Source organism: Halarchaeum nitratireducens, from assembly GCF_017874695.1.
GTDB classification, from domain to species: domain Archaea; phylum Halobacteriota; class Halobacteria; order Halobacteriales; family Halobacteriaceae; genus Halarchaeum; species Halarchaeum nitratireducens.
Genome location: NZ_JAGIKY010000005.1, coordinates 29,804 through 53,283 on the forward strand (window position 1 = coordinate 29,804; position 23,480 = coordinate 53,283).

23 protein-coding genes are annotated in these 23,480 nt (G+C 67.4%); 14 read left to right on the forward strand and 9 right to left on the reverse strand.

The window, feature by feature from the left end; all coding sequences use genetic code 11:
* Both phnH and phnG read right to left on the reverse strand, forming a co-directional pair.
* Complete coding sequence (gene phnH / locus J2754_RS06430) at positions 1-600, reverse strand: phosphonate C-P lyase system protein PhnH (protein WP_326838240.1); 600 nt, start codon at positions 598-600, stop codon at positions 1-3.
* The gene (gene phnG / locus J2754_RS06435; RefSeq protein ID WP_188879189.1) at positions 543-986 is read right to left on the reverse strand and encodes a phosphonate C-P lyase system protein PhnG; all 444 of its coding nucleotides are present in this window, start codon (positions 984-986) and stop codon (positions 543-545) included. The genes phnH and phnG overlap by 58 nt, the downstream gene beginning before the upstream one ends.
* A gap of 285 nt (positions 987-1,271) precedes the next feature.
* Here phnG and J2754_RS06440 point away from each other — a divergent pair, with 285 nt between their 5' ends.
* The 4 genes from J2754_RS06440 to J2754_RS06455 are packed head-to-tail and all read left to right on the forward strand — an operon-like array spanning position 1,272 to position 4,712.
* Positions 1,272-2,246 carry a PhnD/SsuA/transferrin family substrate-binding protein gene (locus J2754_RS06440; protein ID WP_229772860.1) on the forward strand — a complete coding sequence of 325 codons (975 nt, stop codon included), beginning with the start codon at positions 1,272-1,274 and terminating at the stop codon, positions 2,244-2,246.
* A 22-nt stretch (positions 2,247-2,268) separates the two neighbouring features.
* On the forward strand, positions 2,269-3,078 hold the full coding sequence (locus tag J2754_RS06445) for a phosphonate ABC transporter ATP-binding protein (RefSeq protein WP_188879191.1): 810 nt from the start codon (positions 2,269-2,271) through the stop codon (positions 3,076-3,078).
* The gene (gene phnE / locus J2754_RS06450; protein ID WP_188879192.1) at positions 3,075-4,067 is read left to right on the forward strand and encodes a phosphonate ABC transporter, permease protein PhnE; all 993 of its coding nucleotides are present in this window, start codon (positions 3,075-3,077) and stop codon (positions 4,065-4,067) included. Before J2754_RS06445 ends, phnE begins: the two co-directional genes overlap by 4 nt.
* Positions 4,068-4,712, forward strand: a complete 645-nt coding sequence (locus tag J2754_RS06455; protein WP_188879193.1) for a DapH/DapD/GlmU-related protein — start codon at positions 4,068-4,070, stop codon at positions 4,710-4,712.
* 96 nt (positions 4,713-4,808) lie between these two features.
* Here the strand turns inward: J2754_RS06455 and J2754_RS06460 are convergent, their stop codons facing one another.
* Complete coding sequence (locus tag J2754_RS06460) at positions 4,809-5,723, reverse strand: MarR family transcriptional regulator (RefSeq protein WP_188879195.1); 915 nt, start codon at positions 5,721-5,723, stop codon at positions 4,809-4,811.
* A 194-nt stretch (positions 5,724-5,917) separates the two neighbouring features.
* Here J2754_RS06460 and J2754_RS06465 point away from each other — a divergent pair, with 194 nt between their 5' ends.
* From J2754_RS06465 to J2754_RS06490, 6 genes are all read left to right on the forward strand, one after another.
* Positions 5,918-6,925: a phosphate uptake regulator PhoU gene (locus tag J2754_RS06465; protein WP_188879196.1), complete on the forward strand. Its 1,008-nt coding sequence runs from the start codon at positions 5,918-5,920 to the stop codon at positions 6,923-6,925.
* 159 nt (positions 6,926-7,084) lie between these two features.
* Positions 7,085-8,281 (forward strand): iron-containing alcohol dehydrogenase, encoded by a 1,197-nt coding sequence (locus tag J2754_RS06470; RefSeq protein ID WP_211086973.1) that lies wholly within the window; start codon positions 7,085-7,087, stop codon positions 8,279-8,281.
* A 598-nt stretch (positions 8,282-8,879) separates the two neighbouring features.
* Positions 8,880-9,221 carry an ArsR/SmtB family transcription factor gene (locus tag J2754_RS06475; RefSeq protein WP_211086974.1) on the forward strand — a complete coding sequence of 114 codons (342 nt, stop codon included), beginning with the start codon at positions 8,880-8,882 and terminating at the stop codon, positions 9,219-9,221.
* Position 9,222: 1 nt separating this feature from the next.
* Positions 9,223-9,552: a hypothetical protein gene (locus J2754_RS06480; protein ID WP_211086975.1), complete on the forward strand. Its 330-nt coding sequence runs from the start codon at positions 9,223-9,225 to the stop codon at positions 9,550-9,552.
* Positions 9,549-9,863, forward strand: a complete 315-nt coding sequence (locus J2754_RS06485) for a DUF7521 family protein (RefSeq protein WP_342590108.1) — start codon at positions 9,549-9,551, stop codon at positions 9,861-9,863. Before J2754_RS06480 ends, J2754_RS06485 begins: the two co-directional genes overlap by 4 nt.
* A 352-nt stretch (positions 9,864-10,215) precedes the next feature.
* The gene (locus tag J2754_RS06490) at positions 10,216-10,794 is read left to right on the forward strand and encodes a hypothetical protein (RefSeq protein ID WP_211086976.1); all 579 of its coding nucleotides are present in this window, start codon (positions 10,216-10,218) and stop codon (positions 10,792-10,794) included.
* A gap of 364 nt (positions 10,795-11,158) precedes the next feature.
* On the opposite strand, the gene J2754_RS06495 is transcribed toward J2754_RS06490, so the two are convergent.
* Positions 11,159-12,142 (reverse strand): CPBP family intramembrane glutamic endopeptidase, encoded by a 984-nt coding sequence (locus J2754_RS06495; RefSeq protein ID WP_342590109.1) that lies wholly within the window; start codon positions 12,140-12,142, stop codon positions 11,159-11,161.
* Between the two features lie 348 nt (positions 12,143-12,490).
* Here J2754_RS06495 and J2754_RS06500 point away from each other — a divergent pair, with 348 nt between their 5' ends.
* The 3 genes from J2754_RS06500 (at position 12,491) to J2754_RS06510 (ending at position 14,824) form a co-directional block, all read left to right on the forward strand.
* The gene (locus J2754_RS06500) at positions 12,491-13,045 is read left to right on the forward strand and encodes a hypothetical protein (RefSeq protein ID WP_211086977.1); all 555 of its coding nucleotides are present in this window, start codon (positions 12,491-12,493) and stop codon (positions 13,043-13,045) included.
* Positions 13,042-14,334, forward strand: coding sequence for a hypothetical protein (locus tag J2754_RS06505; RefSeq protein ID WP_211086978.1), 1,293 nt, complete (start codon positions 13,042-13,044; stop codon positions 14,332-14,334). The genes J2754_RS06500 and J2754_RS06505 overlap by 4 nt, the downstream gene beginning before the upstream one ends.
* 325 nt (positions 14,335-14,659) lie before the next feature.
* Positions 14,660-14,824, forward strand: coding sequence for a hypothetical protein (locus J2754_RS06510; RefSeq protein ID WP_188879204.1), 165 nt, complete (start codon positions 14,660-14,662; stop codon positions 14,822-14,824).
* Between the two features lie 187 nt (positions 14,825-15,011).
* Here J2754_RS06510 and J2754_RS06515 read toward each other — a convergent pair whose 3' ends face one another.
* The 3 genes from J2754_RS06515 to J2754_RS06525 all read right to left on the reverse strand — a co-directional run bounded on the left by J2754_RS06515 (position 15,012) and on the right by J2754_RS06525 (position 21,842).
* A complete protein-coding gene (locus J2754_RS06515) occupies positions 15,012-15,917 on the reverse strand; it encodes a hypothetical protein (protein WP_211086979.1) in 906 nt (301 codons plus the stop codon).
* Positions 15,918-16,517: 600 nt separating this feature from the next.
* Positions 16,518-19,088: a PAS domain S-box protein gene (locus J2754_RS06520; protein ID WP_211086980.1), complete on the reverse strand. Its 2,571-nt coding sequence runs from the start codon at positions 19,086-19,088 to the stop codon at positions 16,518-16,520.
* Between the two features lie 153 nt (positions 19,089-19,241).
* Positions 19,242-21,842 (reverse strand): heavy metal translocating P-type ATPase, encoded by a 2,601-nt coding sequence (locus J2754_RS06525; protein WP_281063865.1) that lies wholly within the window; start codon positions 21,840-21,842, stop codon positions 19,242-19,244.
* 254 nt (positions 21,843-22,096) lie between these two features.
* Between J2754_RS06525 and J2754_RS06530 the strand changes: the two genes are divergently transcribed.
* Positions 22,097-22,504 (forward strand): SRPBCC family protein, encoded by a 408-nt coding sequence (locus J2754_RS06530; protein ID WP_211086981.1) that lies wholly within the window; start codon positions 22,097-22,099, stop codon positions 22,502-22,504.
* Positions 22,505-22,554: 50 nt separating this feature from the next.
* On the opposite strand, the gene J2754_RS06535 is transcribed toward J2754_RS06530, so the two are convergent.
* Both J2754_RS06535 and J2754_RS06540 read right to left on the reverse strand, forming a co-directional pair.
* Positions 22,555-23,202, reverse strand: a complete 648-nt coding sequence (locus J2754_RS06535) for a helix-turn-helix domain-containing protein (protein WP_188879209.1) — start codon at positions 23,200-23,202, stop codon at positions 22,555-22,557.
* A gap of 61 nt (positions 23,203-23,263) precedes the next feature.
* Positions 23,264-23,446 (reverse strand): hypothetical protein, encoded by a 183-nt coding sequence (locus tag J2754_RS06540; RefSeq protein WP_188879210.1) that lies wholly within the window; start codon positions 23,444-23,446, stop codon positions 23,264-23,266.
* Positions 23,447-23,480: the final 34 nt, after the last annotated feature.

Genomic DNA, 23,480 nt, shown 5'->3' on the forward strand with positions numbered 1-23,480 from the left:
TCACACCACCTCCACGGTGACCGACCGCGGGAGTGCACTGATCCGGTCCGCGGCGGCGAACACGACGTCGACCCCACGCGGGTACACCGACTGTGCGTCGGCGATCGCATCGACCTCAGTTGGCGGAAGGGAGACCCGAAGCGTGCGTTCGTCCGGGACGCCGGGACCCGTGAGTCGGAGGGTCGTCGCGGTGGCGTCCGGTCCGAGTGCGTCGACGCGGTAGATGACGGTCGCGCCGGCGCTCGGTTCGACGAGCGTCCCGCTGCGGACGTCACGAACGTCCCACGTGGGGCTCCCGTTTGTGTGGACGATATCCGCCGTCTCCGGGGTCGCCGAATCGAAGCGGCCGTGGGACTCCAGTGCGCGCCGCACCGCCTCGTCGAACGTATGCGTCGTGACCTCGTGATCGACGAGAGTCGTGACGACGGCGTGATCACTTCGTTCGGCCGGAGTTTGCTGGACGGTCCCGGGGCGACTCATCGCGTCTACGAGCGCGCGAAACGTTTCTCTCGTGTCGTGAATCGGATCGACACTGAGGGCCCTCACAGGTCGTCCTCCATGGTCTCGAAGTCGACCGCTGTGTACTGGCTTTCCGCCCACTCGTGGTTTCGATCCGACCGGCGGCGTTCGGCGGCGGCCGCGAGTTCCTCGCGGATACGGCCCGTGACTGGATGCCCGGCGTCGACGGCTGCGTCCACGATGGCGCCGGAGAGCGCCGCCCGTTCGGCCTTTCCGGGATACATCGCAAATCCGCGACCACCGTTGACTTCGACTTCGGCGGGTGTGACGACGACTTCGCCGAGGTTGAACGGTCGGTGCTCGACCGGTTCGCGGACGCGCTGCATGAGTAGCTGTGGGTTCGGTTCTTGGAGTACCGTGAACGACGGGTCGCTCGCGAGCACGTCGTCGGCGAGATCGCCGAGCACGTCCGCCTCCGTCGAGGCGATTCGCTCGAAGCGTTCCGTCCGGTCGTCAGCCGTGTCCATACGCTCTTCAAATGCGAGAACACGCGCATAAGGCTGAGCTGGGTACTCTCTATGCCACGTTCGAGTGTGCGGCCCGACACCGCGCCCGCGCGTTCCCGTCCGGACTAGTCTATACCCGTCCGGACGCTGCTCGATCGGGCACCACTTCCCCCGGGCCCGAGATTTCGGTTGTTGACCTACTGTACTCTACGGAGAGAAGGATTATTCTCTCATCCGGGAACATCTGTAACGATGTCAGACGCACCTGTCGACGGTCGAACTGCCGCCATCGAAACGTCGACTCGTATGCTTTCCACGACGAGTCGCCGCGGCTTCCTCGCTGCTGGGGGCGCGGCGACCCTCACCGGGCTCGCCGGCTGTTCGGGCGTCCTCGGTTCGAGTAGTGGCGGTGCTGAGGAGATCACGATGCTCCTCACACCCGGGACGCCCGCCGACGCCCGACGCCGGTACAAACCGGTGCAGAACCTCCTCAACGGCGAGGTCGACGGCGTGGACGTGAAGATGAAGGTCCCGCAGGACTACTCGGCGATCCGCCCCGCGCTCAAGAGCGAGCAGGCGGAGATCGGGATGGACGACGTCACCCTGCTCTCCGACCCGAGCCTCATGGACGTCTACGGGACGACCGTGACCGGCGGGTCCGCGTTCTACTTCTCCGTGATGCTCGTCCCGCTCGACTCGGACATCGACGAGCGCACGGACGTGAAGGGGAAGACGTGGGCGTTCGCGGACCGGCTCTCGACGAGCGGGTCGATCTTCGCGCTCTACACGCTCCAGCAGGCCGGTCTCGACATCGGGGACGCGCCGAAGGGCGACCCCGTGGACTTCGACGGGAGCTGGACGAACCACGACGTCGCGCTGGAGAAACTCGGGAACGGCGAGGCGGATGGCGCGACGACGTGGGGCGGGAACGGTATCCCGCACATCCCGGAGAAGTACGAGTCCGACTTCCCGGACCGCGTGCAGAACAAGAGCTCCTTCCTCGACACGCTCGGGACCGAGGAGCCCCACTTCAAGCCGATCTGGTGGTCGTTCCCCATCCCGAAGCAGCCGATGTACGCCCGGAAGAGCTGGGACTCCGAGAAGAAGTCGGAGATCGGCGACGCGCTCCTGAACTCCGACGAGGAGACGATCCAGCAGTACTATCCGGACGACTACAACGAGGACGAGCTCCCGTTCACGACGCTGGTCGACACCTCCGTCGAGGACTATCAGCCGGTGATCAAGCGCATGAACGCGGTCGGTATCGATCCCGGCGCGTAAGCCACCATCGTCTCTTCTCACTATGAGCACACTCAAAGTAGACGGTCTGTCGAAGACGTACGGCGATGTCGTCGCGCTCCGGGACGTCTCGTTCGAGATCGAGGACGAGTTCGTCGTGTTACTCGGCGAGTCCGGCGCCGGGAAGTCGACGATGCTGCGCTGTATTAACGGCCTCACAGAGCCGACGAGCGGATCCGTCACGCTCAACGGCGAGCCGCTCGCCGGGACGCGCTCAGAGGTGGGGATGATCTTCCAGCAGCACAACCTCGTGGAGGGCGTCTCGGCGTACCTAAACGCGCTCAACGGCTCGCTCAACCGGACCTCAACCCTTCGGAGTCTGCTGCAGTGGCAGGATCGCAGCGAGAAGCGCCGCGCTCTCGAGTCCCTCGAGACGGTCGGATTGCTCGACGAGGCCCACCAGCGCGCCTCGCAGATGAGCGGCGGCCAGCAACAGCGCGTCGGCATCGCTCGGGCGCTCGTCCAAGATCCGTCGCTGCTACTTGCCGATGAACCGGTCGCGAGCCTCGATCCGTCGAGCGCCGAGACGGTGATGGCGTATCTGAAGAAGGCCGCGCAGACGCACGACATCACCGGGCTCGTCAGCCTCCACCAGGTCAACATCGCCGCGCACTTCGGCGACCGATTTATCGGCCTGCGCGACGGCGAACTGTACTTCGACGTCGAGAACGGCGAACTGACGCCCGATCTCATTGACGGCCTCTACGGGAACGTCGAGACGGTCGGGCTCGCGGAACGAACCGACGAGCAACCCGACGAATCGAACGACGAAACGGTCCCCCCTCTCGCGGCGAACGAACAGGTGTCGGTATGAGTTCGGACTCCACACGCAAGGGCGTTCGCGAGTACTTCGGGCTCACTGAGCTCGGGGATACGCCGGTCGATCAGAAGCTGACCGACATCAAGCGCCGGAAGACGATCCGACGCATCTACACGCTCGTCGGGGTCGTCGTCGCGGGTGCTCTCTTCTACGCGAGCCTCGTCGTCATCGGGTTCTCGATCACCGAACTGATCAACCAGATTCCGCAGTTCCTCGAGGCACTCACGGAGTACTTCCCGCCGACTACCTACTACGGCATCCCGTTCATCGACGTGATGCAGTACTGGGAGTTCATGGTCGCAGAGAACCTCTTCGCGGCGTCGGCGACGACGATGGCCATCGCGTTCGCCGGGACCGTCCTCGGCCTCCCCGCCGCACTCTTCTTCGGTGTGATGGCGAGCGAGCGTGTCGTCCCGTACCCGTTCAATTTCGCCTTCCGGGGGACGATGAGCTTCATCCGCGCGATCCCCGCGCTCGTATGGGTGCTCATCCTGATCCCGCTCGGCGGCGTCGGACCGTTCACCGCTGCGCTCGCGATCATGATCGACACCACGGGCTACCTCGGTCGTCTCTTCACCGACGAACTCGAGGAGATCGGCGACGGGCCCATCGAGGGAATCGAGAGCACTGGCGCGAACAAGACACAGACCATCTCCTTTGGGATGTTGAGCCAGGTCTTCCGCCAGTTCATCGCGTGGATCGCGTTCGACCTCGAACACAACGTCCGATCCGCCATCGGACTCGGCCTCATCGGTGCCGGCGGACTCGGCCTCGAGTTGAACATCCAACGCAAGACGTTCCACTACACGGAGATGATGGCCTGCATCATCCTCGTCATCCTCATGGCCGGGTCGGTCGAACTCCTGAGCCAACGCGTCCGGGCCTACCTCCGCGACGAGGACGAGGTCGAACAAACCGGCTTTATCGAGGCGTTCCTCACTGCTCCGAGGAAAATCATCGAGTCGACCGCGGGGCGACGCTAGATGTACTACGAGTCCTACGGCGATGACAACGACGTCACTCTGGACGAAGAACCAACGATCCATGATCCGGTCGTTATCACGGAGAGTGAACTCGGCCCGTGGACGGAGGTCGGTTCGCAGTGTCGGCTCAACGACTCCGAGGTCGGCGCGTACTCCTATCTAATGCGGCGCGTCCAGCTCGATCACGCCGGTGTCGGGAAGTTTTCAAGTATCGCGTCCGACGTACGACTCGGCCCGCCCAATCACACGATTGAGCGTCCGACCGCCCATCACGTGACGTACCGTGCGGCGCAGTATGGGCTCGGTGACGACGACGAACGGGTATTTGAGTGGCGCGCCGGCCAACCAGTTACTGTCGGCCACGACGTCTGGATCGGGCACGGGGCGACTGTTCTCCCCGGAGTCACCATCGGGAACGGAGCCGTCGTTGGCGCGGGCGCCGTCGTCACCCATGATGTCGACCCCTACACCGTTGTCGGCGGCACACCTGCGACACCGATTCGCCGGCGTTTCGATACGGAGACCGCGGCGCGCATCGAAGCGACCGAGTGGTGGGACTGGAGCCACGAGACGCTCCGCGAACGTCTGCCTACGCTACGGGACACCGACACATTCCTCGCTGAGCACGCGCCCGAACGAGCCTAAGACTGGTTACCGCTCGATTTTCTCCGCGCCACCGAGCGACCGACGGCCGTCCCCCGCGTCGCTCCCATCCCAAATGCGGGAGGAGTCTGCTTCCAACTAGACAATCACGTGGTCAGGCTGCAGTCCCGTGTGAAGGCGAACAGCGATTTCCGCTGAGTGCACCCAGTAGTAGATAGCTCGCTCGAGCGCTCGTGTGACGGAGACGAGATAGCCGTACGTGCTGTGATCGTAGGCGCTGATGAGTTCGAACAACTCGTTGAGGTCGCGGTGGACGCGTTCTTCCTGCGTCAACAGGGTCTCGTACGCATCGGCATCGCCCTCGAACACGATACGCTCGAAGAGGTCGTCGATCTCCGCACCGGTAGTGAAGATGTCCGCGACGCGGTCTTCGACGATGCCGGTCGTCGTGACGTCGTTGCTCTCGACGACGTCGGCGACGAAGCACGCCCGATCGCCGATGATCTCGAGGTTCGTCGCGATGGTTGCCAGATCGGATGCGATTCGATTCCCTGGCCATCCGGTCGTGAGCGTGTATGATTTGAGTTCGTTGAGGACGTGGGAGTACCGCTCGTTCGCAAGCGATTCGAAGGCGCTCGCGGGGCGCTCCGGGGTGTTACCGAGAAACACACTTTGTGCTGCCGCGTACTGCTCCGTCGTGACGTCGCTCAATCGCTGTAACGGCTCGCGGATCGAGGCGTCCCGATCCGTCTCGTCGCCCGGGGATGCAGCGAGAGCATTCGGACCGTCGACCTGACCGACGACAGGAGAGATCTTGGTCGCCTGGGCGTACGCCGTGTCTTCATCGACCACGTACGCTTTTTTCACCACGCCACTTCGCTTGAGGTGTTGGAGAAGCTCGGAAAGATACTGCTCTGAGATACCGATCTCATCGGCGAGGTCGGCTTTCGTCTCCGGCGCGCTGTGGTCGATCACCTCGATTAGTTGTACGAGCGTCGCGTTTCGGCCCTGTGGTGTGAAGTCGTGAGGCCGGTACCAGCGGCGCTTGGACATACTTGTGGATGCCGTGATGAGAAAATAACCGTACCGTCCTTACTATCCGGACGGGTACGGAGAGTCCGGACTCGAGGTGGATGGTGGGCGAGAGAGCGAAGTCGCCGTCGATCCATATACCTGTATAGCTCTCAATACTAGGTTAGTATCCACATACCAATAATCAGGTGGAGTGCGTCCCCACCGTCGCGTATATGGAGACACGGAAAGTCCAGTTGTCCGGAGGGACTACGTACACCGTCTCGTTACCCAAAACGTGGGCGGAAGAGCACGGTATCGAGGCGGGGTCGGTGCTCCGGATGCATACTGGCGACGATGGGTCATTGCTCGTTGAGGCTTCCGGTAACGCGGGCCAGTCGGAACGCGCCGTCGAACTCACCGTGTCGAACGACGACGATACGATCCGACGACAACTCCCGGCCGCATATAGCGTCGGGGTCGACGCCGTCACACTTATCGATCAGTCACGGAACCCGAGCGAACGCCGTCCGGTCGTCGAAGATTCTGTCCGGGGGCTCTCCGGGTTCGAAGTCCTCGAAACGACCGAGAGCCGAATTCGCCTCACAAACCTCATCGACGCCGAGAACGTCGACGTCCGAAAGAGCACCCTTCGCCTCCGTCTCGTCGTCCTCGCGATGCATCGGGACGCATTGACCGCGGTCTGTAAGGGCGACGAGGCACTCGCCCGCCAAGTGATCCACCGCGACGACGAGGCGGATAAGCTGTTCTCGATGATCACGCGCCACTTCCGGCGCTCGCTCACGAACCTTCGCGAAGTCCGGAAGCTCGGATACAGCCGAGACGAACTCTTCGAGTATTACTACGCTGCCCGGCAGTTCGAGCGGATCGGGGACCACGCGGAGAAGATCGCAACTCTCTCTCTCGAACCCGACCTTTCACTCTCTGCGGCATACATCGATCGCCTCTCCACAGTCGGTGACGCCGTGCGCGATGTCGTCGACGATACGGCGACACTCCTCCTCGAAAGCACCGACCTCGACGAGATCCTCGCGGTCACTCACGATGCCGATCGCGTCCTTGACGACGTGGACGCATTTGACCGCGAACTATACGACACCGACAACCCGGGCGAAGCCTATATGCTCGGATTGTTACTCGACAGTCTTCGACGAACCGTCGAGTACGGTGGGAACATCGCCGATATCGCCCTCCAACAGCGGATCCGAACCGCGGTCGAGTAACGGTCGTTTCTGCCCCGTAGCTCTCGTCACCGCGGCCACAACGGCTATCGATGCTCTCCGTTCACCCGTTTTCCAGTGGCGTCTCGTGTGCTGCGTGGACGACGCTCGCGACGGCGACCGACGCGTCGGCGTTTAATCCCCGGCGGTCGATGGGCGTGTATGAACACGAGCGCGGAGAGCGCGGCGTTCCGATTCGACTATCGACCGGCGGCGATCCGATACGGCGCGGGCGAGATAGCCCACTTGGGCGCGGAGCTCGCCGCGTGCGGCGTCGAGCGCGCGCTCGTCGTCGCGGGAACGACGACCGGGACGACGCCGGCCGTGATCGACCCGGTGACGGACGGGGCGGGCGGGCGCTCGGCGGACGTGTTCGCGGAGACGACGTCGGAGAAGCGACTCGACACGGCACTCGCCGGCGCCGAGCGGTACGAGGCGCTCGACGCGGACGGCGTCGTCGCGCTCGGCGGGGGATCGAGCCTCGACGTGGCGAGGGCGATCCGGGCGCTCGTCGCTCACGACGAACGCGACGCCGCGGTCGCGTCGTTCGCGGAGACGGGCGCGCTCCCGGTTCCGGACGACCTCCCGCCGTTCGTCGTGGTGCCGACGACGCTCGCGGGCGCGGATCTCTCGCTCGTCGGCGGTCTGATGGCGACGCCGGCGAACGGGCACGTCGACGAGGCCGTCGCGGGCGGGGTCTCTGCACCGGCGCTCATGCCCGACGCGGCGGTCTACGACCCCGACCTCGTGGCGACGACGCCGAGCGACGTCCTCCGCGCGTCCGCGATGAACGGCTTCGATAAGGGCGTCGAGTCGCTGTACGCGCGGACGGCGACGCCCGTGACGGACGGGACGGCGGCGCGCGGCCTCCGCGTCCTGCGCGAGTCGCTCCCCACCCTCGGCGGCGACGACCCGGCGTACGGCGCGGCGGTGCGGGGGACGATCCTCGTCCAGTACGGGATCGCGCGCCCGGACGCGACGACGCTCGCGCTGATCCACGCGTTCGGCCACGGCCTGACCACGCACTCGGCGGTCCAGCAGGGCGCGGCGCACGCGATCGTCGCCCCGCACGTCCTCGACTCCCTCTTCGAGCGCGGCGACTGCCGGCGGGACCTGCTCGCGGACGCGCTCGCCGTCCCGTCGGACGCGGACCCCGCCGCGGGCGTCGTCGAGGCCGTGACTGCCGTCCGCGATGGCCTCGACCTCCCGACGCGACTCCGCGACCTCGATGACGTCGCGGAGGCGGACCTCCCGGCGATCGCGGCGACGACCGCGGCGGACGATCTGACCGAGAACGTCCCCGCGGGGATCGACGTCTCTGACGACGCGCTGACGGCGGTGCTCCGGGCTGCGTGGTGAGGGTGGACGCGACGCGCGGTCGGTGTGACGGGGGCTCAGCGACGCCAACTATTCACGTATAGATTGTAAACACAGTCCGTGAAACCGAATAGATCGACGTACGTAGGCGGATCGCCGCCATTACCGAGGCCGATCTACGGGGGATCGACGACGACTCCTCGGACCCCGTCGCCGCCGACAAACCCGCGATCACAACGCGCGAAACGCGCTATTGGCACCCCACGGGCGCGGTCTCGGACCCCGACGCGTCACGCGTCGAAACCGGAGTGCGCCAAACCTATCTCTAACGCTATAACACACCGAGAAAGACAGATCGATCGTCGTTCTCCCCGTCGATCAGACGATCGCCGAAACGCGACCGCTCGCACGAGTCGCTCGCCACGATCGGCTAGCCCGGGCCGCCCCACGGCCCCCGGTTTCCGAACGCGGACACCGACCCGATCGCTGAAGCCGTCGCGACCGCGTTTTCACCGCCCTCCTCGTCCGGTCGGTCGATCGCCGCGAACGGACCGGTGTGTGGGTCTCACCTCCGTGTCCTCGTCTTCTGAGCGAGAAGCGTACGGTGAGCCTTATACTTCCCACCCCGCACACGCGACGTATGGACGAGGATGCCGACGAACTCCTCGCGCTGCTCGACGACGAGTACGCGCGGGCCATCCTCGCCGAACTCACCACCGAACCGATGTCCGTCTCCGAGCTCTGTACGGCCTGCGAAATGTCCGATCCGACCGCCTATCGGCGTCTCAACCGACTGGCCGCGGTCGATCTCGTCACCGAAGAGCAGGTCCTCGACCCCGACGGCCACCACTACAAGCGCTATCGGACCACCGTCGAAGAGGTGTCGGTCCGCTTCGAGGACGGCGAGTACGTCGTGTCGATCACTCGAACCGGGACGGATCCCTCGGATCGGTTCACGGATCTCTTCGAGGGGTTGTCCTGAGATGTCCGTCGCGCTCCTCCAGCTTCGCGCCACCGGTGCCGAGCCCGCGATCGCGCTCGCCGTGCTCGCCCTCTCGCTGCTCTCGATCGTCCTCGCGCTCGCCATCGCCGCGAGGCTGATCCGCGGATATCGGCGCGGGTCGCGGCACGTCGAACTGCTTGCACTCGCCGTCGGCCTCCTCCTCCTGACGGCCGTCCCGGAGCTCCTCCGGATCGGACTGCCGACGCTCGCGGCGGTCGAGACGAGCCGGCGCGTGATCCTCACGAGCGGCTGCCAGCTCCTCGGGCTCGCCGCGATTCTCTGGGCGATCTACGGGGGTATACGGCGGTGACCGAACGCGTCGCGCTCGCCGTCGCTACGGGACTGCTGACGCCGGACGCCGTCGCGTGGCTCGCGCTCGCCGTGACCGCGGTGGTCGGCCTCTTCGTCGCGCTCCTCGCCGACCGGGGCTACCGGCGTAACGACCAGCCGCGGATGCGGTCCCTCGCCGTCGGCATCGCCCTCCTGACGACCGGCGTCTTCGTCGCGGTCGCCGTCCTCGCCTCCCTCGGGGTCGGTGCCGGCGTCGTGTTGCTCGCGCGCGGCGTCGTCACGGTCCTCGGCCTCTGCGCCGTCCTCTACGCGCTCGTCTCCGATCAGTGACGCTCCCGCCCGTCGCTCGTCGCCCGCGACGCCGCGTTCGGCTCGCTCGTCGGACCTTCGACGGGACCGACCCGATTCGATCCCATCCGATCCGCCCCGCCCTCATCGTCCCCACAGAAGCGGAGGTCCCGTCGCTCACCGCGCGAGGACGCCACCGGTTCCCGTCTTCGCAGGCAGTGGCGAGCGCAGCGGGCGCGGGTGGGCCGGCGCGAACGCGGGAAAGAGAGCGGGTCGTTCGCGTTCGCGCTCGTTCCGCCGTTCCCCGGTGCTCGAAGCCGACCGATCGCAGGTCAGTTCGGGACGCTGTGCGCGTCGAACAATACTTATCACGCCCTGCGGCCCAGATCCGGGCGTGAATCGCTCGCGCCGCGCCCTCCTCGGGAGTCTCGCCGCGGTCACGCTCGGCGGCTGTCTCGACGACGTGACCAGCCGATCGACCACGACGACGACGACAGCGTCCGATCGGGACGGCGACGGCGTGCCGGATCGCGGCGACGACTACCCCGACGACCCGGACCGGGCGTTTCGGTCGTTCCACGCCGACAGCGGCGGAGCGACGACGCTCGAACCGGGTGACTTCCAGGCGTTCGCGCTCACGAACTCGCCGGAGGCGAGCGGCGACGTCCTCCACTACGAGGCGTCCGTCGCCGGCGACACGCCGATCGACTGCCTCGTCTTCGAGCGCGACGCCTACGACCGCTACGAACGCGGGGATCGCGACGTCCCGATCGCCGAGTCGTATAGCCGCGCTGCGGTCACGGAGACGTCCCTCACGGCACGACTCGACCGGGGAGCGTACGTCTTCGCCGTGGATTACACCGACCAGACGACGCCCACCGGGACCGGTCCCGTCGACGTGACGTACACGCTCGACCTCGCGGAACCACGGGCCGAACCGACCTCGACTGGACGCTCGACCGCCCCCGAGTGAGGCGAGACGTGACGGTCGGGACGGACCGGGACGCGACGACCCCGGCTGACGGGGCAACACTCCGCTGTCCGTTCGGAGAGAGACCGTCGAGCGGCGTGCGACCGTCCCGGTCTCTGATCACGCGGTGCGTCCCGAGCGCCGTCTCGCCGACCGACGGTACAACCGGCGTTTGAGCGAGGCCTATTACTACACGTCCGTCTCCCGTCAGTGTCACGCGGAGCCGCGGGTACGCGACAGTGGTTTACACGGATACTGTTGTAACCCTCCCCGGGTCGGCCGAGCTGTCGGCGCTCTCGTCCGGTGCGGCCGATCGACGACTACGCGCTGGCGCGTCAGCGGCCGTCCTCCGCCACCCGCTCGCGGCTCACTCTCCCGTCGTCGCGTCACTTGACCGCCACCGAGCGAGTCGTTCGTCGACGCGCAGTCGGCCGTCACGCACGCGTGCGTACCCCACCAGTAACAGCCCGCCCACGACGGCGAAGACGACCTGTAGGACTCCGGTCTCTCCGATCCAGAACGAGCGCCCGGAGCGGGCGAGGTGGACGAGCTCGGGCGTCTGCTGGGAGACCCCGAGGCCGAACACCACGCTCATCGTGAAGTCGTAGAACGCGTGAAAGCCGATGGAGAGCGCCAGCTCGCCGGTCACGACGTACGCGCCGCCGAGGACGAGGCCGGCGACGAGATAGTAGCCGTACTGGCCGACGTGCGCGACCTTCCCGCTGTGCATGTACGCGAAGACGAGCGAGCTACAGACGACCGCGACGCCGACCGCGGCTCGCCGCGGGAGGTAGCCGCCCGCGCCCTCCGCGAGGTTCGTCAACATCGCACCGCGGAAGGCGAACTCCTCGAAGGCTCCGTTGACGATCACGATATAGGTGAACACGACGAGTGCGGCGGTCGGGAAGGAAAGCGCGTCGCCGGAGTTCACGGCGAACCCGCTGACGCGCACCCAGCCGGCGGCGAGGGAGACGAGCAGCGTCCCCGCGTTGACGACGGTGGCAGCGAGCGCGCCGGCCGCGAACGACCGCCACCACTCGCGATCGAACGACAGGCCGTAATCGCGCACGGGCCGCCGGTCGAGCAGTCGCGCACTGGCGGGGACGACGACCGCGAGGACGAGCGCGAAGCCGAGCGCGGTGGCGACGATCCCGGTCGGGCCGTCGAACCGGCGTTGCGCGAGCGACTGGACGAGCGCGAACCCGAGGAACGTCACGACGAGCGGGAGCAGGGCCCGGATCGGCGCGCGGACGCGTCCGGTGTCGAGGTTCCAGACCGGCCAGGCGACGATGCGTGCGATGCGTCGGAGTGACTCGAAACCGTCTCGGATCGGTCGGGATTCGGTGTCCACGGTGGACGGTGAGGCCGTACGACCGTAACCGCCGAAGACGGGCTTCTCGACCGGAAGCGTGACCCACCCGTCCGACTTCCTCGATGTCGCGGTTCCGTCCACACAGAACGACGGGCGTGCTGACACCGAGGGGCGGCCCCCACCGTGGGCTCGTTCGCCACAGACACAAACGCTTTAGTCGTCGGTTTGCACACCATCGAGTAGTCCCCGATGGTACCTCGTACACGGCGACGCGTCCTCCACGTAGCCGCCGCCGCTCTCGGCGGATTGGCCGGCTGCAACGAATTGACTGCGGGATCCGCACGGACCTCGGGCTCGGCCTCCGAGGGGGAGCGATCGAGCGGCGATATGGCCGACACCGCGACGGATCCGCCGATGGTGTTGCGCCGGACCGAGTCGGCGGTCCCACCGATCCGCCCGCCCGGTTTCGAGCGGGAGCAGTCGGCTTCGCTCGACCGCGACTCGCTCTCGTTCAGGGCGGAACACGCCGTCCTCAACTCGGCGTCGGAGGCGACGGGGCTCACCGCCGACGACGGGGCGGCGGTCTCCGCGTTCGTCTCGGGGACGGACTTCGATCGGGAGACGCTCTTCTTGGAGACGGCGCTGGTCGGGGAGTGCTACCGCCTTCGGCTCTGCTCGGTCTCCTGGGGGCCCGAGGAGATCGAGACGGAGTACGCCCGCCTGCTGCGGCCGTACGACGAACGGTGCGAGGCCGATCGCTCGGTGTTCGAGTCCCGGCTGATCCGACTCCCGGTCTCGCTCGACGCCGATGCGGTCAACGCCTTCGGATCGAGCATCGGGAGCGGGACGTGCGACTCGCGCGTGGCTCGCGCCGAAGCGACCAGTAAGGGCGATACGTCGACGAACGCGACGAGCGACGGGGAGGGAGGGGCCCGAGAATGACCGAGCAGTCCACCCCGACGCGACGGGGGTTCCTCGCGGCGGTCGGTGCGAGCGCGCTCGCCGGCTGTAGCGGTCTCGACGGCTCACGCGACGGCTCCGAGACGACCGTCTCGATGTACCACCTCCGCGACGTGACCGAGGACGGCGAGTCCGACCCGATCGTCGTCGAGTCCGTCCCCGTCCCGATCGAGCAGTCCCTGCTCGACGAACGACTGCGCCGTGTGAGCGCCCTCCTCCAGCGCGTTCCCACGCCCCTCGACCGGGAGCGAATCCCGAACGGCGTGATCCGCGAGCGCCTCCTTCGCGCCGCCGACGACGCGTCGACGTCCAGCCAACGCGCGCGTTCGGCACGGACGCGGCTCTCGGCCCTCCAAGCGCTCTCGCGGGCCCGGGAGCGGGCCCGATACGCCGCCGCCGGCTGGGCGTACGTCGCAGAGAACCGACGCGTCTCGGCACTGCGGTCGGCACGTCGCCGCGCGGTCGACGACGCTCGCGCGCTCCGGTCGACGCTCGCGTACCGCGGCGACGACCCGATCCGTGCGGCGCTCGTCTACGCCCGTCTCGAACGGAACCTCGACGTCGCGCTCGACGACTCGACACTCCACGTCAACGAATCGAGTCCGCTGTTGACCGTCGCCGCGTGGGGCGAACACGCCGAAACAGCGCGTGCGCTCGCCGACGACACCCGCTATCTGCACGACCAGTACACGGACTCCCTCTCGGGCGACGCGCCCGACGTCGAGGACACGCTCGCCGCGGCGGCCGAAACGCTGGCGACGCGACTCCGAGACCGGCGTGCGGAACTCCCGCCCGAACCGACCGAGTCCGGCGACGGACTCGGGGGGCGATTGCGCTATCGGCTCCGGGACGACGCGGAGTCGAGCGTGCAACGAGTCAGCGAGCCGGACGGTCCAGCTCGGGCCGTCGTCGCCGCCGTCGCCGCCATCTCGAACTTCGAAGCGTACGACCAGGTCCGCACCCGACTGGCGGAGGACGGCGCGGACGCCTATCGAATCGCCGACGCGTCCGAGGTCCGCGAACGGCGTGCCCGCGCACTGCGCGCGATTCGACGCGCCCTCGACGAGAGCCCGCGTCCGGCGCTCGTCCGGCCGGCGCTCGCGGACGCCGCGATGGCCGTCTCGCTCGCCGACGAATCGCTCGCCCGACACAGCGGCGACGTGCGCGCGTCGCGCCTCGACGACCCCGTTCGCCGCTACGTCGCCGCGGCCGCACGAGCCCGGAACGCTCCGGCCGCGTGTCGAGCGGTCATCGAGGCGGTAGGGGCGTGACCCGCGACTCGCTCGGCCCGCCCCCGCTCCGTCGCCCGTTCGACATCGGACTCGGCACGGGCTCACGCCGATCAGTTCCGGAAGTGCGCGCGTCGCGCCTCGACGACCCCGTTCGCCGCTAGCGTGATGCGGCGCGATCAGCGGTGCGGACGGCGGCGGTCGCGCCCTCGACCGTGGTCCGCCCTCGGGGGTACGACGACCGCACGCTCGCGGCCGTCCGCATCGTCGTCGAGCGGGGCACCCGACTGCCGAGCGTGAGACCGGTCGTTCCCGACGGCTCGGAACGAGCAGTGGGCTTTTCAGACGAGACCGACGAGCCTCGCACATGGAGATCCCGGTGAACCGTCTCGGCGCGCTCGGCGTGCTCGGCGTGCTCGGCGTGTGGACGAACGAGCCCGCACTCTACGCGCTGTTCGCCCTCTTCGGACTGTTCGCCAGCGACCGAACGCTCTCCTTCGGTGAGGAAGACTCTCGGTCGGGGCGCTCGTAGCGCAGTGCACGCGCTCGCCGCGTGGCCCGCACACCGGTAGACACGGACGAGCGGGGAACCGTCGGCCGCGCTCAGTCCCCGGATGCTGTGCGCCGTCGATCCGCAGGCTCTCCGGCCTCGCGCTGTGCGTCCAGCGTCGAGGGTGTCGCGCGTGATCGAAACCGACGGACGGGGCGAGCGACGGCGCTCACGACGGTCGATCGACGTAGAGGCCGTAGCGGAAGAGCCCGCCGTCGTACCAGAGCAGTCGGCCGTTTTCGGACTCGCGTTCGAGACCGAGCGCCGTCAACAGCGCCTCGAACGCGTCCGGGAGCGGTTCGGTGGCATCGCTGGTCTCCGTCCTGATGGTTCGTTCGAGGAGCTGACGTGCGTCCGACGAGAGGTCGCTCGGGGAGAGCTCGGCGTCGATGCGGGCGCCGAAGACGACGTCCCGAAAGCTCGCGCGCGAGTCCGCGACCTCGACGGCGAAGGCCGTATAGCGCGTTTCGAGGATCCGCGTCCGCGTGACGTCGAGTCGATACGCCCAGGATCCGTCCGGGGTCATCGTCACGACGCGCCCGTCGAGGTCACCGTCGACGAGGCGGCTCTCCAGTTCCGCGGGCCGTCGCGGGACGTACGCATCGCCGCGGAGGAGGTCCGAGGTACTGCCGCTCTGTTCGTGCGTGTGGAGGATCTTGACGACGCGCGCACTCGGTCGATCGAGCGCATCGACGACCACGGCATCGTCCGGCACGTCCTCTCTCGGGACGGGCGTGGCGCGGACGAGCGGTCGATCCACCCGTTCGCGACCGGTGACGACGTACTTCGTCTGATAGTAGGTGCCGTCGCGTTCGACGTACGCATCGCGCGGGAGCGGGCGATAGCCGTACGTCGTGTGTCTCCCGTCCGGCAGGACGTCGGCGAGCGCGGTTCGCTCCGGGTCGCCGAAGAGCGAGTCCGCGTCGGGTTCGTAGAGCGCGTGCTCGACGGGGGACTGATCGATCCGCTGGATCGAGAGCGCGTAGGTCCGCTCGGCGGGCGTGCTCGCGCACCCGGCGAACGCGGCGGCCGTCGCCGCGCCCGCCGCGTGCAGCAGGCGGCGTCTGGAGGGCATCGTGGTGATCACTCTCCTCGCGGCACTTGGGCGTGCTGGAAACGCGAGTCGAACGGATCGCCCCCTGCGCGATCGGGACGCGTCGTCTGGCGGGACTGCCGAGACGCCGAGCTAAGGGCCCCCGAGAGCGCGGCGGTCGCTAGTCGACGCACGCGGTGTCCCGTCATCACGGGAACGGGCGCGTTCCGACTGCGGACCGGTCGCCCCGGAAATTGGCGTCGCATCTGAATGTTCCCATCGAAGTATAAATTATCGACTATCGATATTCAGTGATTTTGACGAGGGGTATTGAAAGGCCATAGAGTCGCTTCAGTATGATGTTTAATCTGGTATCGGTTTGTACTTTCCAACGCCATATTTAACTAAGTATATGCATTCACATGTGGCCGGTCTGTGGTGAGAGATCGACTCACTCGAAGGCCCGACACCAACGGCGAAGTCTCGACCCTGATCGTTACAGACTCCCCTCCGCTCGCGCGGAGAAACTCCGGGACCCGAGCGGTTACGCACGGGCGTTCCGACTGGCTGGTGACGACGTGGACGGCATAGCCGTCCGATACCCGACTCGCACCGATTCCGTCGACGGCTCCGCCCTCCCACTTAGCTGAACTCGACGCCGGTAATCTCGAATCGCGCTCCGCTCTCGGAGCCATCGGTCACGCGAACGTCCCAGCCGTGGGCGTCGGCCACCTGTTTGACGATGCTCATCCCGAAGCCGGTCCCCCCTTCGCTCGTCGAGTACCCCATCTCGAACAACCGCTCGCGCTTCTCCGTCGGAATGCCCGGGCCGTCGTCTTCGACGTAGAAACCGTCGTCGAGTCCGCCGACGGTAATGGTCACGTCGTCGCCGCCGTGTTCGACCGCGTTGCCGAGCAGGTTCTCGAGGAGCTGGGACAGCCGATCGGAATCGGCTCGGATCGTCCGCAGTCCGCCCTCGTCGTCCGCGTATCGTAGCTCGGCGCCGTCCGCGGACTCCGAGACGAGGTTCCACGCCGACTCGACGGCGCTCCGAAGCGCCACGGGCTCCGTCGAACCGATGTCGCGGCCCTCGCGCGCCAACCAGAGCACGTCCTCGAGGATGCGGGTCATCCGGTCGAGCGCGGTATCGATCTGGTCGAGGTGCTCGCTATCGCACTCCTCGCGGGCCAGTTCCACGCGCCCCTCGACGACGTTCAGCGGCGTTTGGAGGTCGTGGCTGACGATGCTGGCGAACTCGTTGAGCCGCTCGTTTCGCTCTTGGAGCTCCCGCTCGCGCTCTTTTCGCGCTTGGATGTCCCGGCCGATTCCGGTCACGCCGACGAGCTCGCCGTTCGCGTCCTTCAGCGGCCCGCCGGTGAACTCGTAGGGGAGTCGCTCACCGTCCCTCGTCCGGATCGCGGATTCGAACGTGACCGACGCCTCGTCTTCGAGCACCCGCTGGAACTTCTCCGCCACCGTCTCCGCTTCGTCCGCGGGTACGAAGTCGGTCACGGACATCCCGCGGATGTCGTCGCCGGTGTAGCCGGTGATCTCCTCCAGTCGCACGTTCCACCGAATCGGATCGCCGTTCGTGTCGAACGCGTAGAGGGGGTCGGGGAGCGCGTTATAGATGCTCTGAACGAACTGCTGTTCGTCACGAAGCTCCTGTTCGCGGTGCTTTTGCTCGGTGATGTCTTGGACGGCACCCCGAAGCGCCACGACCTCGCCGCCGTCCAGCGTCGGTTCGCCGCGAATCCTGAACCGACGGACGCCCCCGTCACGTCGCTGAAACCGCGCCTCGACGTCGACCGAATCCCCCGCCTCGATGGCGTCCCGGACGGCGTTCTCGACGCGCGCTCGATCGTCCTCGACGTAGACGTCGAGGGCTTCCCCCAGCGGGGGCTCCTCGTCGTCGTCCCATCCCAGCATCTCGAAGAGGTGGTCGGACCAGAACACGTCTTCCGTTTCGGGGTCGATTTCCCAGCCGCCGACGTCGGCGATCTGCTCGGTGTGGTCGAGCAGGTCGAGGAGGCGGTCGTACTCCTGTTCGCGTTCCTTCCGGTCGGTGATGTCCGACGTGATACCGACGATCCGATAGACCTCCCCCGCGTCGTTCTCGATCGGGACGGCTCGATCGTTGACCCAGCGGACCTCCCCGTCCGGGCGCCTGACCCGATACTCCTCCTCGTAGGTGCCGGTCGCTTGCGCATCGAGTGCGTCCTCGATACGGTCGCGGTCGTCGGGGTGGACGGCGTCGAGAAACGACCGCGGGCTCTCGTACAGCCCTTCGGCCGATCGCCCCCAGATCTCCTCGTAGGCGCGATTCACGTAGATCAGTTCTTCTTTCTCGGGGTCGGTCATCCAGACGATCTCCTGGAGGTTCTCGGCCATCTGTCGGAAGCGCCGTTCGCGCTCGCGGAGGTCCTCCTCCATGCGAACCCGATCCGAGATGTCCCGAAGCACGCCGACGAACCGGCGCTCGTCGTCCTCCTCGAACTCGTTGAACGAGACCGAGAGCGGGATCTCGTGCCCGTCTCGATGCCGACCGGGGAACTCGACCGCTTTCCAATCGATCGTCCGCTCACCGGTTTCCAGATACCGCTCCATGGCGTCGAGGTGGGCCTCACGGTGACGCGGTGGGACGAGCGTGGTCAGCGGCTCACCGACGAGGGAGTCCCGCTCGTAGCCGAACATCTCCTCCGCGGCTCGATTCACGAACTGGATGGTGCCCTCGGCGTCGATGGTGAGGATGGCGTCGTTCGAGTTCGCGGTGATCGCCTCGAGGCGAGTCCTGATTCGCTCGGCCTCCCGTTCCGTGTGCCACTTCTCGACGACGTTTCGAATCCGGTTCGCCAGGACGGTGTACTGGTGGGTGCCACCCCCCTTCTGGAGGTAGTCCGTGACGCCGGCGGAAATCGCCTCGCTGGCCACCTCCTCGCTTCCCTTCCCGGTGAACAGGATGAACGGCAGGTCGGGATGGTCGTCGCGGACGGCTTCGAGGAACTCGATCCCGTTCTGTCCCGGCATGTCGTGGTCGGAGACGATACAGTCGAACTCGGCGTCCGCGAGTCGATCGAGGCCGTCGCCGGCGTTCGCCGCTAACTCGACTTCGAACCGGTCGTCCTCTCGCTGGAGATAGGTCGCAACTAAATCCGCAAACCCCGGTTCGTCATCCACGTGGAGGATGCGGATCGGGGACGGTTGCTCACTCATTACTGGGTCTTACCAGCTACTACGGACGCCGAGCCGAATAAGTGCCAGCATGGGGTTGAACGGTCCGCGTGCGCCGGCCGCTTGTAGTGTCAGTCGAGCCCACTCTCGGGGCGCCGGCGGACTTCGCGTTTGCGCCCGGTGGGCGCTCGATGCTCAGTCCTCGCTCGTGGGGGTGAGACGGGAGAGACGCATCGCGTTCCCGGTGACGCCGAGCGTCATGCCGGCGTCGCCGACGAGGACGGCCGCCCAGATCGGGACGAGGCCGAACGGGACGGCGAGCGCGAGGGCGGCCTTCGCGCCGAGGCTCACCCAGATGTTCTGCCGGATGACGCCGTTCGCGCCGTGCGAGAGCTCGTAGAGGTAGGGGAGCCGCGAGAGGTCGTCGCTCATCAGCGCGATGTCCGCGGTTTCGAGGGCGGTGTCGGTACCCGCGGCGCCCATCGCGACGCCGACCGTGGCGGTGGCGAGCGCGGGGGCGTCGTTCACCCCGTCGCCGACCATCGCCACGCTCCCGTAGGCCTCGTCGAGTTCGCGGATGGCCGCGACCTTCTCGTCGGGGAGGAGCTCGGCGCGGAAGTCGTCCACGCCGACCGTCTCGGCGATGGCGCGCGCGGTGCGTTCGTTGTCCCCGGTGAGCATCGCGACGTGCTCGACGCCGAGGTCGTGGAGGCGCGCCACGGCGCGCGCCGCCTCGGGGCGCACGTCGTCCGCGACGGCGATGAGACCCTCGAGCTCGTCCTCGGTCCCGACGAGGACGACCGTCTTCCCCTCCGATTGGAGGGCGGGAATGGTGTCGTCGAGGAGGTCGAGACAGTCGTTTCGCTCACAGAGCCGCCGGGACGTCCGCGTCACGACGCCCCCATCGGTGACGGCGTGGACGTGCGAGAGGTCGAAACCGAGGTCTTGGAAGAACGCGGGCTTCCCGGCGTAATGCGCCTCGCCGCCGAGGTCCGCGCGCACGCCCTTCCCGGTGATGCTCTCGAAGTCGGCGACCGATCGCGTCCCGACGTCCCGGTCGGCGGCGTGCTCGACGATGGCCTCGCCGATCGGGTGTTCCGAGCGGGATTCGAGGCCGCGCGCGCACCGCAGGACGTCCGCCTCGGTGTTCCCGTTGAGCGCGATCACGTCGGTGACGGTGAGTTCGCCCTTCGTGAGCGTCCCGGTCTTATCGACGGCGATGGCGTCGACCGCGCCCATCGCTTCGAGGTGGTTCCCGCCCTTGATCAGGACGCCGTTCTTCGCGGCGCTCGTGATGCCCGACACCACGGAGACGGGCGTGGAGATGACGAACGCACAGGGGCAGGCGAGCACGAGGAGCGTCAGGCCGTAGACGATGGACTGCTCCCACGCGACGCCGAGCGCGAACGGGGTTCCGAGCGTGACGAGCACGGCGAACGCGACGACGACGGGCGTGTAGTAGCCGGCGAAGCGCTCGACGAACTGCTCGCGCTCGGTCTTGTTCGCCTGGGCGTCCTCGACCATCTCGACGATCCGCGAGAGCGTGTCGTCGCCCGCCGCCGAGGTGACCCGCACTTCGAGGTATCCCTCCTCGTTGATCGTCCCGGCGTACACCTCGTCGCCCGTCGTCTTGTCGACGGGGACGGATTCGCCCGTGATGGGCGCCTGATTGACCGCGCTCTCGCCGGCCGTGACCGCGCCGTCCATCGGGATCTTCTCGCCGGGCGTGACGACGACGACGTCACCGACGCGCACGTCCTCGACGGGTACGGTGATCGCCTCGCCGTCGCGTTTGACGGTCGCCTCGTCCGGCGAGAGGTCCATCAGCTCTCGGAGGGAGTTCCGGGCCTTGTCCATCGAGTAGCGCTCTAAGAGCTCGGCGACGCTGAAGAGGACGGCGAGCGTCGCGGCCTCCATGTAGAGGCCTTCGCCGAAGACGAGGCTCACGACGATCGCCCCCGAGATGGCGATGGTCATCAGGAGATCGATGTCGAGGTTCCGGTTCCGCAGCGAGTAGTAGCCGTTCCGGACGATCTCCTGACCGCCGACCGCGACCGCGAGCAAGAAGAGCGCGTCCGCGAGCGTGATCGTGATCGGCCCCGTGAGGACGCGCGCGTTCAGGCCATTGAGGGGGAACTCGACGAGGAGGCCGAGCGCGGCGATCCCGCCGCTGAGTAGCGTCTTCTTCGCGCGCGCGCTCCGCCAGACGCTCTGCGCTTCCGCGACGTCGGGCCCGCCCGAGTCGCCCGACGCCGTGGCGTCGGCGACCTCGTAGCCGGCGTTCTCGACGGCCCGCGTGACCTCGTCGGTCGTGACGCGGGATTGGTCGTAGGTGACGGTCACCGTTCCCGTCGTCGGCCGCGTCTGGTACGTGACGACGCCGTCGACGGCGTCGAGGGCGTTCTCGACCTTTCCCGCACACGACGCGCAGTCCATCTCCGGCACGCCGAACGTCTCCGTCGTCTCCTCGACGCCGGACGCGACGGTATAGCCGGCGCTCTCGACGCGTTCGGCGACGTCCGCCGGGGTCGCACCGTCCGGGTCGTAGGTGACCGTGAGCGTCCCCGTCGTCACCTGCGGGTCCACCGTCTCCACGGCGCCGAGCGACTGCACGCTGTTTCGGACCGTTCTTGCACACGACGCGCAGTCCATCTCCGGCACCGACAGTTGGAGCGTCGTCTCCGAACCGAGATCGGTCGCGGGTGCGCCCGACCGATCGTGGTCGTGATCGTGACCGTGGTCGTCGCTGTGGGCGTGACCGTGGTCGCCGTCCGGGGGGTGCGACCGATTCGTCATTAGCTCATCGAAGGATCCGCAGAGTTATTAATTCGACTGTTACGACACGCCGTCGAAATGCCGTCTATTGCCAAATATTGGTATGTAGTTATTAAAACGAGCGTCTGGCGCGGGCGGGCCGGTCCGTGACTCGCGTCGTGGCCGGTATCCCCGTCGGCGTGCGTCAGAGCGGGAGTCTTCGCCCCGCCGCTCGCCGGGCGTGCGGTGGGGCGGGGGCCGACGGGCTCTTTATCGAGCCACCGAAACGATCGCATATGGAGACTGTGACCGTCGCCCATGACGTCTCGGCGTCGCCCGAGCGAGTCCGCGACGCCATCTCCGACGTCGAGTCGTTCATGTTGGCCGCCGGGTTCGACGAGGTGGACGTCGAGGGGGACGCCCTCCGGATCGCCAACCACGTCGGCCTGTTCGAAATCGAACTCGACCTCGTCGTCGAGGATCGCGCGGACGCCGCGCTCGCGTACCACCAGCGCGACGGCATCTTCCGCGAGATGGAGACCGTCTACACGGTCGAGGAAACGGCGGACGGCACCCACGTCGAGGCGACGACCGAGTACGCGCTCGCCGCGAAGATCGTCGGTCCGGTCTTCGACGGCACCGTGGTGAAACGCCAGCGTCGCAAGGAGCTGAACGCCCAGTTCGACTTCCTCGATGCGCTCTGACGGAGAGCCGGCCCGTCTCGGGGCGACGCGCCCCGCTCTCGACGGCGCGCTCAGTCCGCGAGCAGGTCGGCGCGCTCCGCGAACTCGGTGATCACCGCCGCTTCCGCGCGGTGGAGCGTCTCGCTGCACGTCGATTTCGCGATCCCCAGCTCGTCGGCGACGTCGGTGAGCGTCGCGTCGCGCGGCGTCTCGTAGTAGCCGACGGCGACCGCGGTCGCGAGGACGTCGCGCTGGCGCTCGGTGAGCGGGGCGTCGCGCTCGTATCGCTCGTCGCCGATGCGTTCGAGCGTGAAGTCGATGCCGAACGCGCTGAACTGATCGCGGAGCGCGCCGAGGCGCTCGCTCGGTGCACGTAGCGTCCACGTCGCCGCGCCGTCCCGTATCTCGAAGGGGAATTCGAGGGGGACGCCGGACTCCCGGAGCGGGAGCAAGAGCACCGGATCCGCGGTCTCGAACTGCAACAACACGTCCTCGTCGCCGTCGTAGAGCGTCGTCACGCCTCGGATCGTCTCGTGGGCGGTCATCGCGTCGCGGATCGCGTCCGGGTCGCCGCCCTCGTCGAGTTCGAGGAGGCCGACGCCCGTCTCCTCGTCCGCGAACGCGGTGAGCACGCGGAACGTGTCCGCGGCGAATCGACGCGAGACGTCGCCGATCCAGATGCCCTCGGGAACGGTGACGGTGAGTTCGGCGCGCGGCATATCGCTCGGTTTGCGTGCGGGCCCTAAGTGGCTAGCGCTCGTTCCAGCGTGCCGGGAGCGCTCACGGTCCGCGAGCCATCGTGAGGCTCTCCACGGTCTTCGCGGTGAAGAACACGATCGTCCCCCCGACGACACCGGCGTCGAGGTCCGCGAACACGCAGGCGGCCGCGAACGCGACGACGCCGACGGCGACGGGGAGGCGGTTGCGAGCGACGCGGCGGACCCGAGCGGCAGTAGCGGTCATCGGTTCTTATTCGGCGCGCCGCGCCGAGAGGCGT

Bases quoted from the DNA above. Each gene is read 5' to 3' on its own strand.
- J2754_RS06460 (WP_188879195.1), bottom strand. From the start codon at position 5,723: ATGTCCAAGCGCCGCTGGTACCGGCCTCACGACTTCACACCACAGGGC.
- J2754_RS06480 (WP_211086975.1), top strand. From the start codon at position 9,223: ATGTCCGTCGCGCTCCTCCAGCTTCGCGCCACCGGTGCCGAGCCCGCG.
- J2754_RS06515 (WP_211086979.1), bottom strand. From the start codon at position 15,917: ATGCCCTCCAGACGCCGCCTGCTGCACGCGGCGGGCGCGGCGACGGCC.
- J2754_RS06540 (WP_188879210.1), bottom strand. From the start codon at position 23,446: ATGACCGCTACTGCCGCTCGGGTCCGCCGCGTCGCTCGCAACCGCCTC.
- J2754_RS06500 (WP_211086977.1), top strand. From the start codon at position 12,491: ATGGCCGACACCGCGACGGATCCGCCGATGGTGTTGCGCCGGACCGAG.
- J2754_RS06525 (WP_281063865.1), bottom strand. From the start codon at position 21,842: ATGACGAATCGGTCGCACCCCCCGGACGGCGACCACGGTCACGCCCAC.
- J2754_RS06475 (WP_211086974.1), top strand. From the start codon at position 8,880: ATGGACGAGGATGCCGACGAACTCCTCGCGCTGCTCGACGACGAGTAC.
- J2754_RS06535 (WP_188879209.1), bottom strand. From the start codon at position 23,202: ATGCCGCGCGCCGAACTCACCGTCACCGTTCCCGAGGGCATCTGGATC.
- J2754_RS06520 (WP_211086980.1), bottom strand. From the start codon at position 19,088: ATGAGTGAGCAACCGTCCCCGATCCGCATCCTCCACGTGGATGACGAA.
- J2754_RS06445 (WP_188879191.1), top strand. From the start codon at position 2,269: ATGAGCACACTCAAAGTAGACGGTCTGTCGAAGACGTACGGCGATGTC.
- J2754_RS06440 (WP_229772860.1), top strand. From the start codon at position 1,272: ATGCTTTCCACGACGAGTCGCCGCGGCTTCCTCGCTGCTGGGGGCGCG.
- J2754_RS06455 (WP_188879193.1), top strand. From the start codon at position 4,068: ATGTACTACGAGTCCTACGGCGATGACAACGACGTCACTCTGGACGAA.
- J2754_RS06510 (WP_188879204.1), top strand. From the start codon at position 14,660: ATGGAGATCCCGGTGAACCGTCTCGGCGCGCTCGGCGTGCTCGGCGTG.
- J2754_RS06465 (WP_188879196.1), top strand. From the start codon at position 5,918: ATGGAGACACGGAAAGTCCAGTTGTCCGGAGGGACTACGTACACCGTC.
- phnE (WP_188879192.1), top strand. From the start codon at position 3,075: ATGAGTTCGGACTCCACACGCAAGGGCGTTCGCGAGTACTTCGGGCTC.
- J2754_RS06470 (WP_211086973.1), top strand. From the start codon at position 7,085: ATGAACACGAGCGCGGAGAGCGCGGCGTTCCGATTCGACTATCGACCG.
- phnG (WP_188879189.1), bottom strand. From the start codon at position 986: ATGGACACGGCTGACGACCGGACGGAACGCTTCGAGCGAATCGCCTCG.
- J2754_RS06530 (WP_211086981.1), top strand. From the start codon at position 22,097: ATGGAGACTGTGACCGTCGCCCATGACGTCTCGGCGTCGCCCGAGCGA.
- J2754_RS06505 (WP_211086978.1), top strand. From the start codon at position 13,042: ATGACCGAGCAGTCCACCCCGACGCGACGGGGGTTCCTCGCGGCGGTC.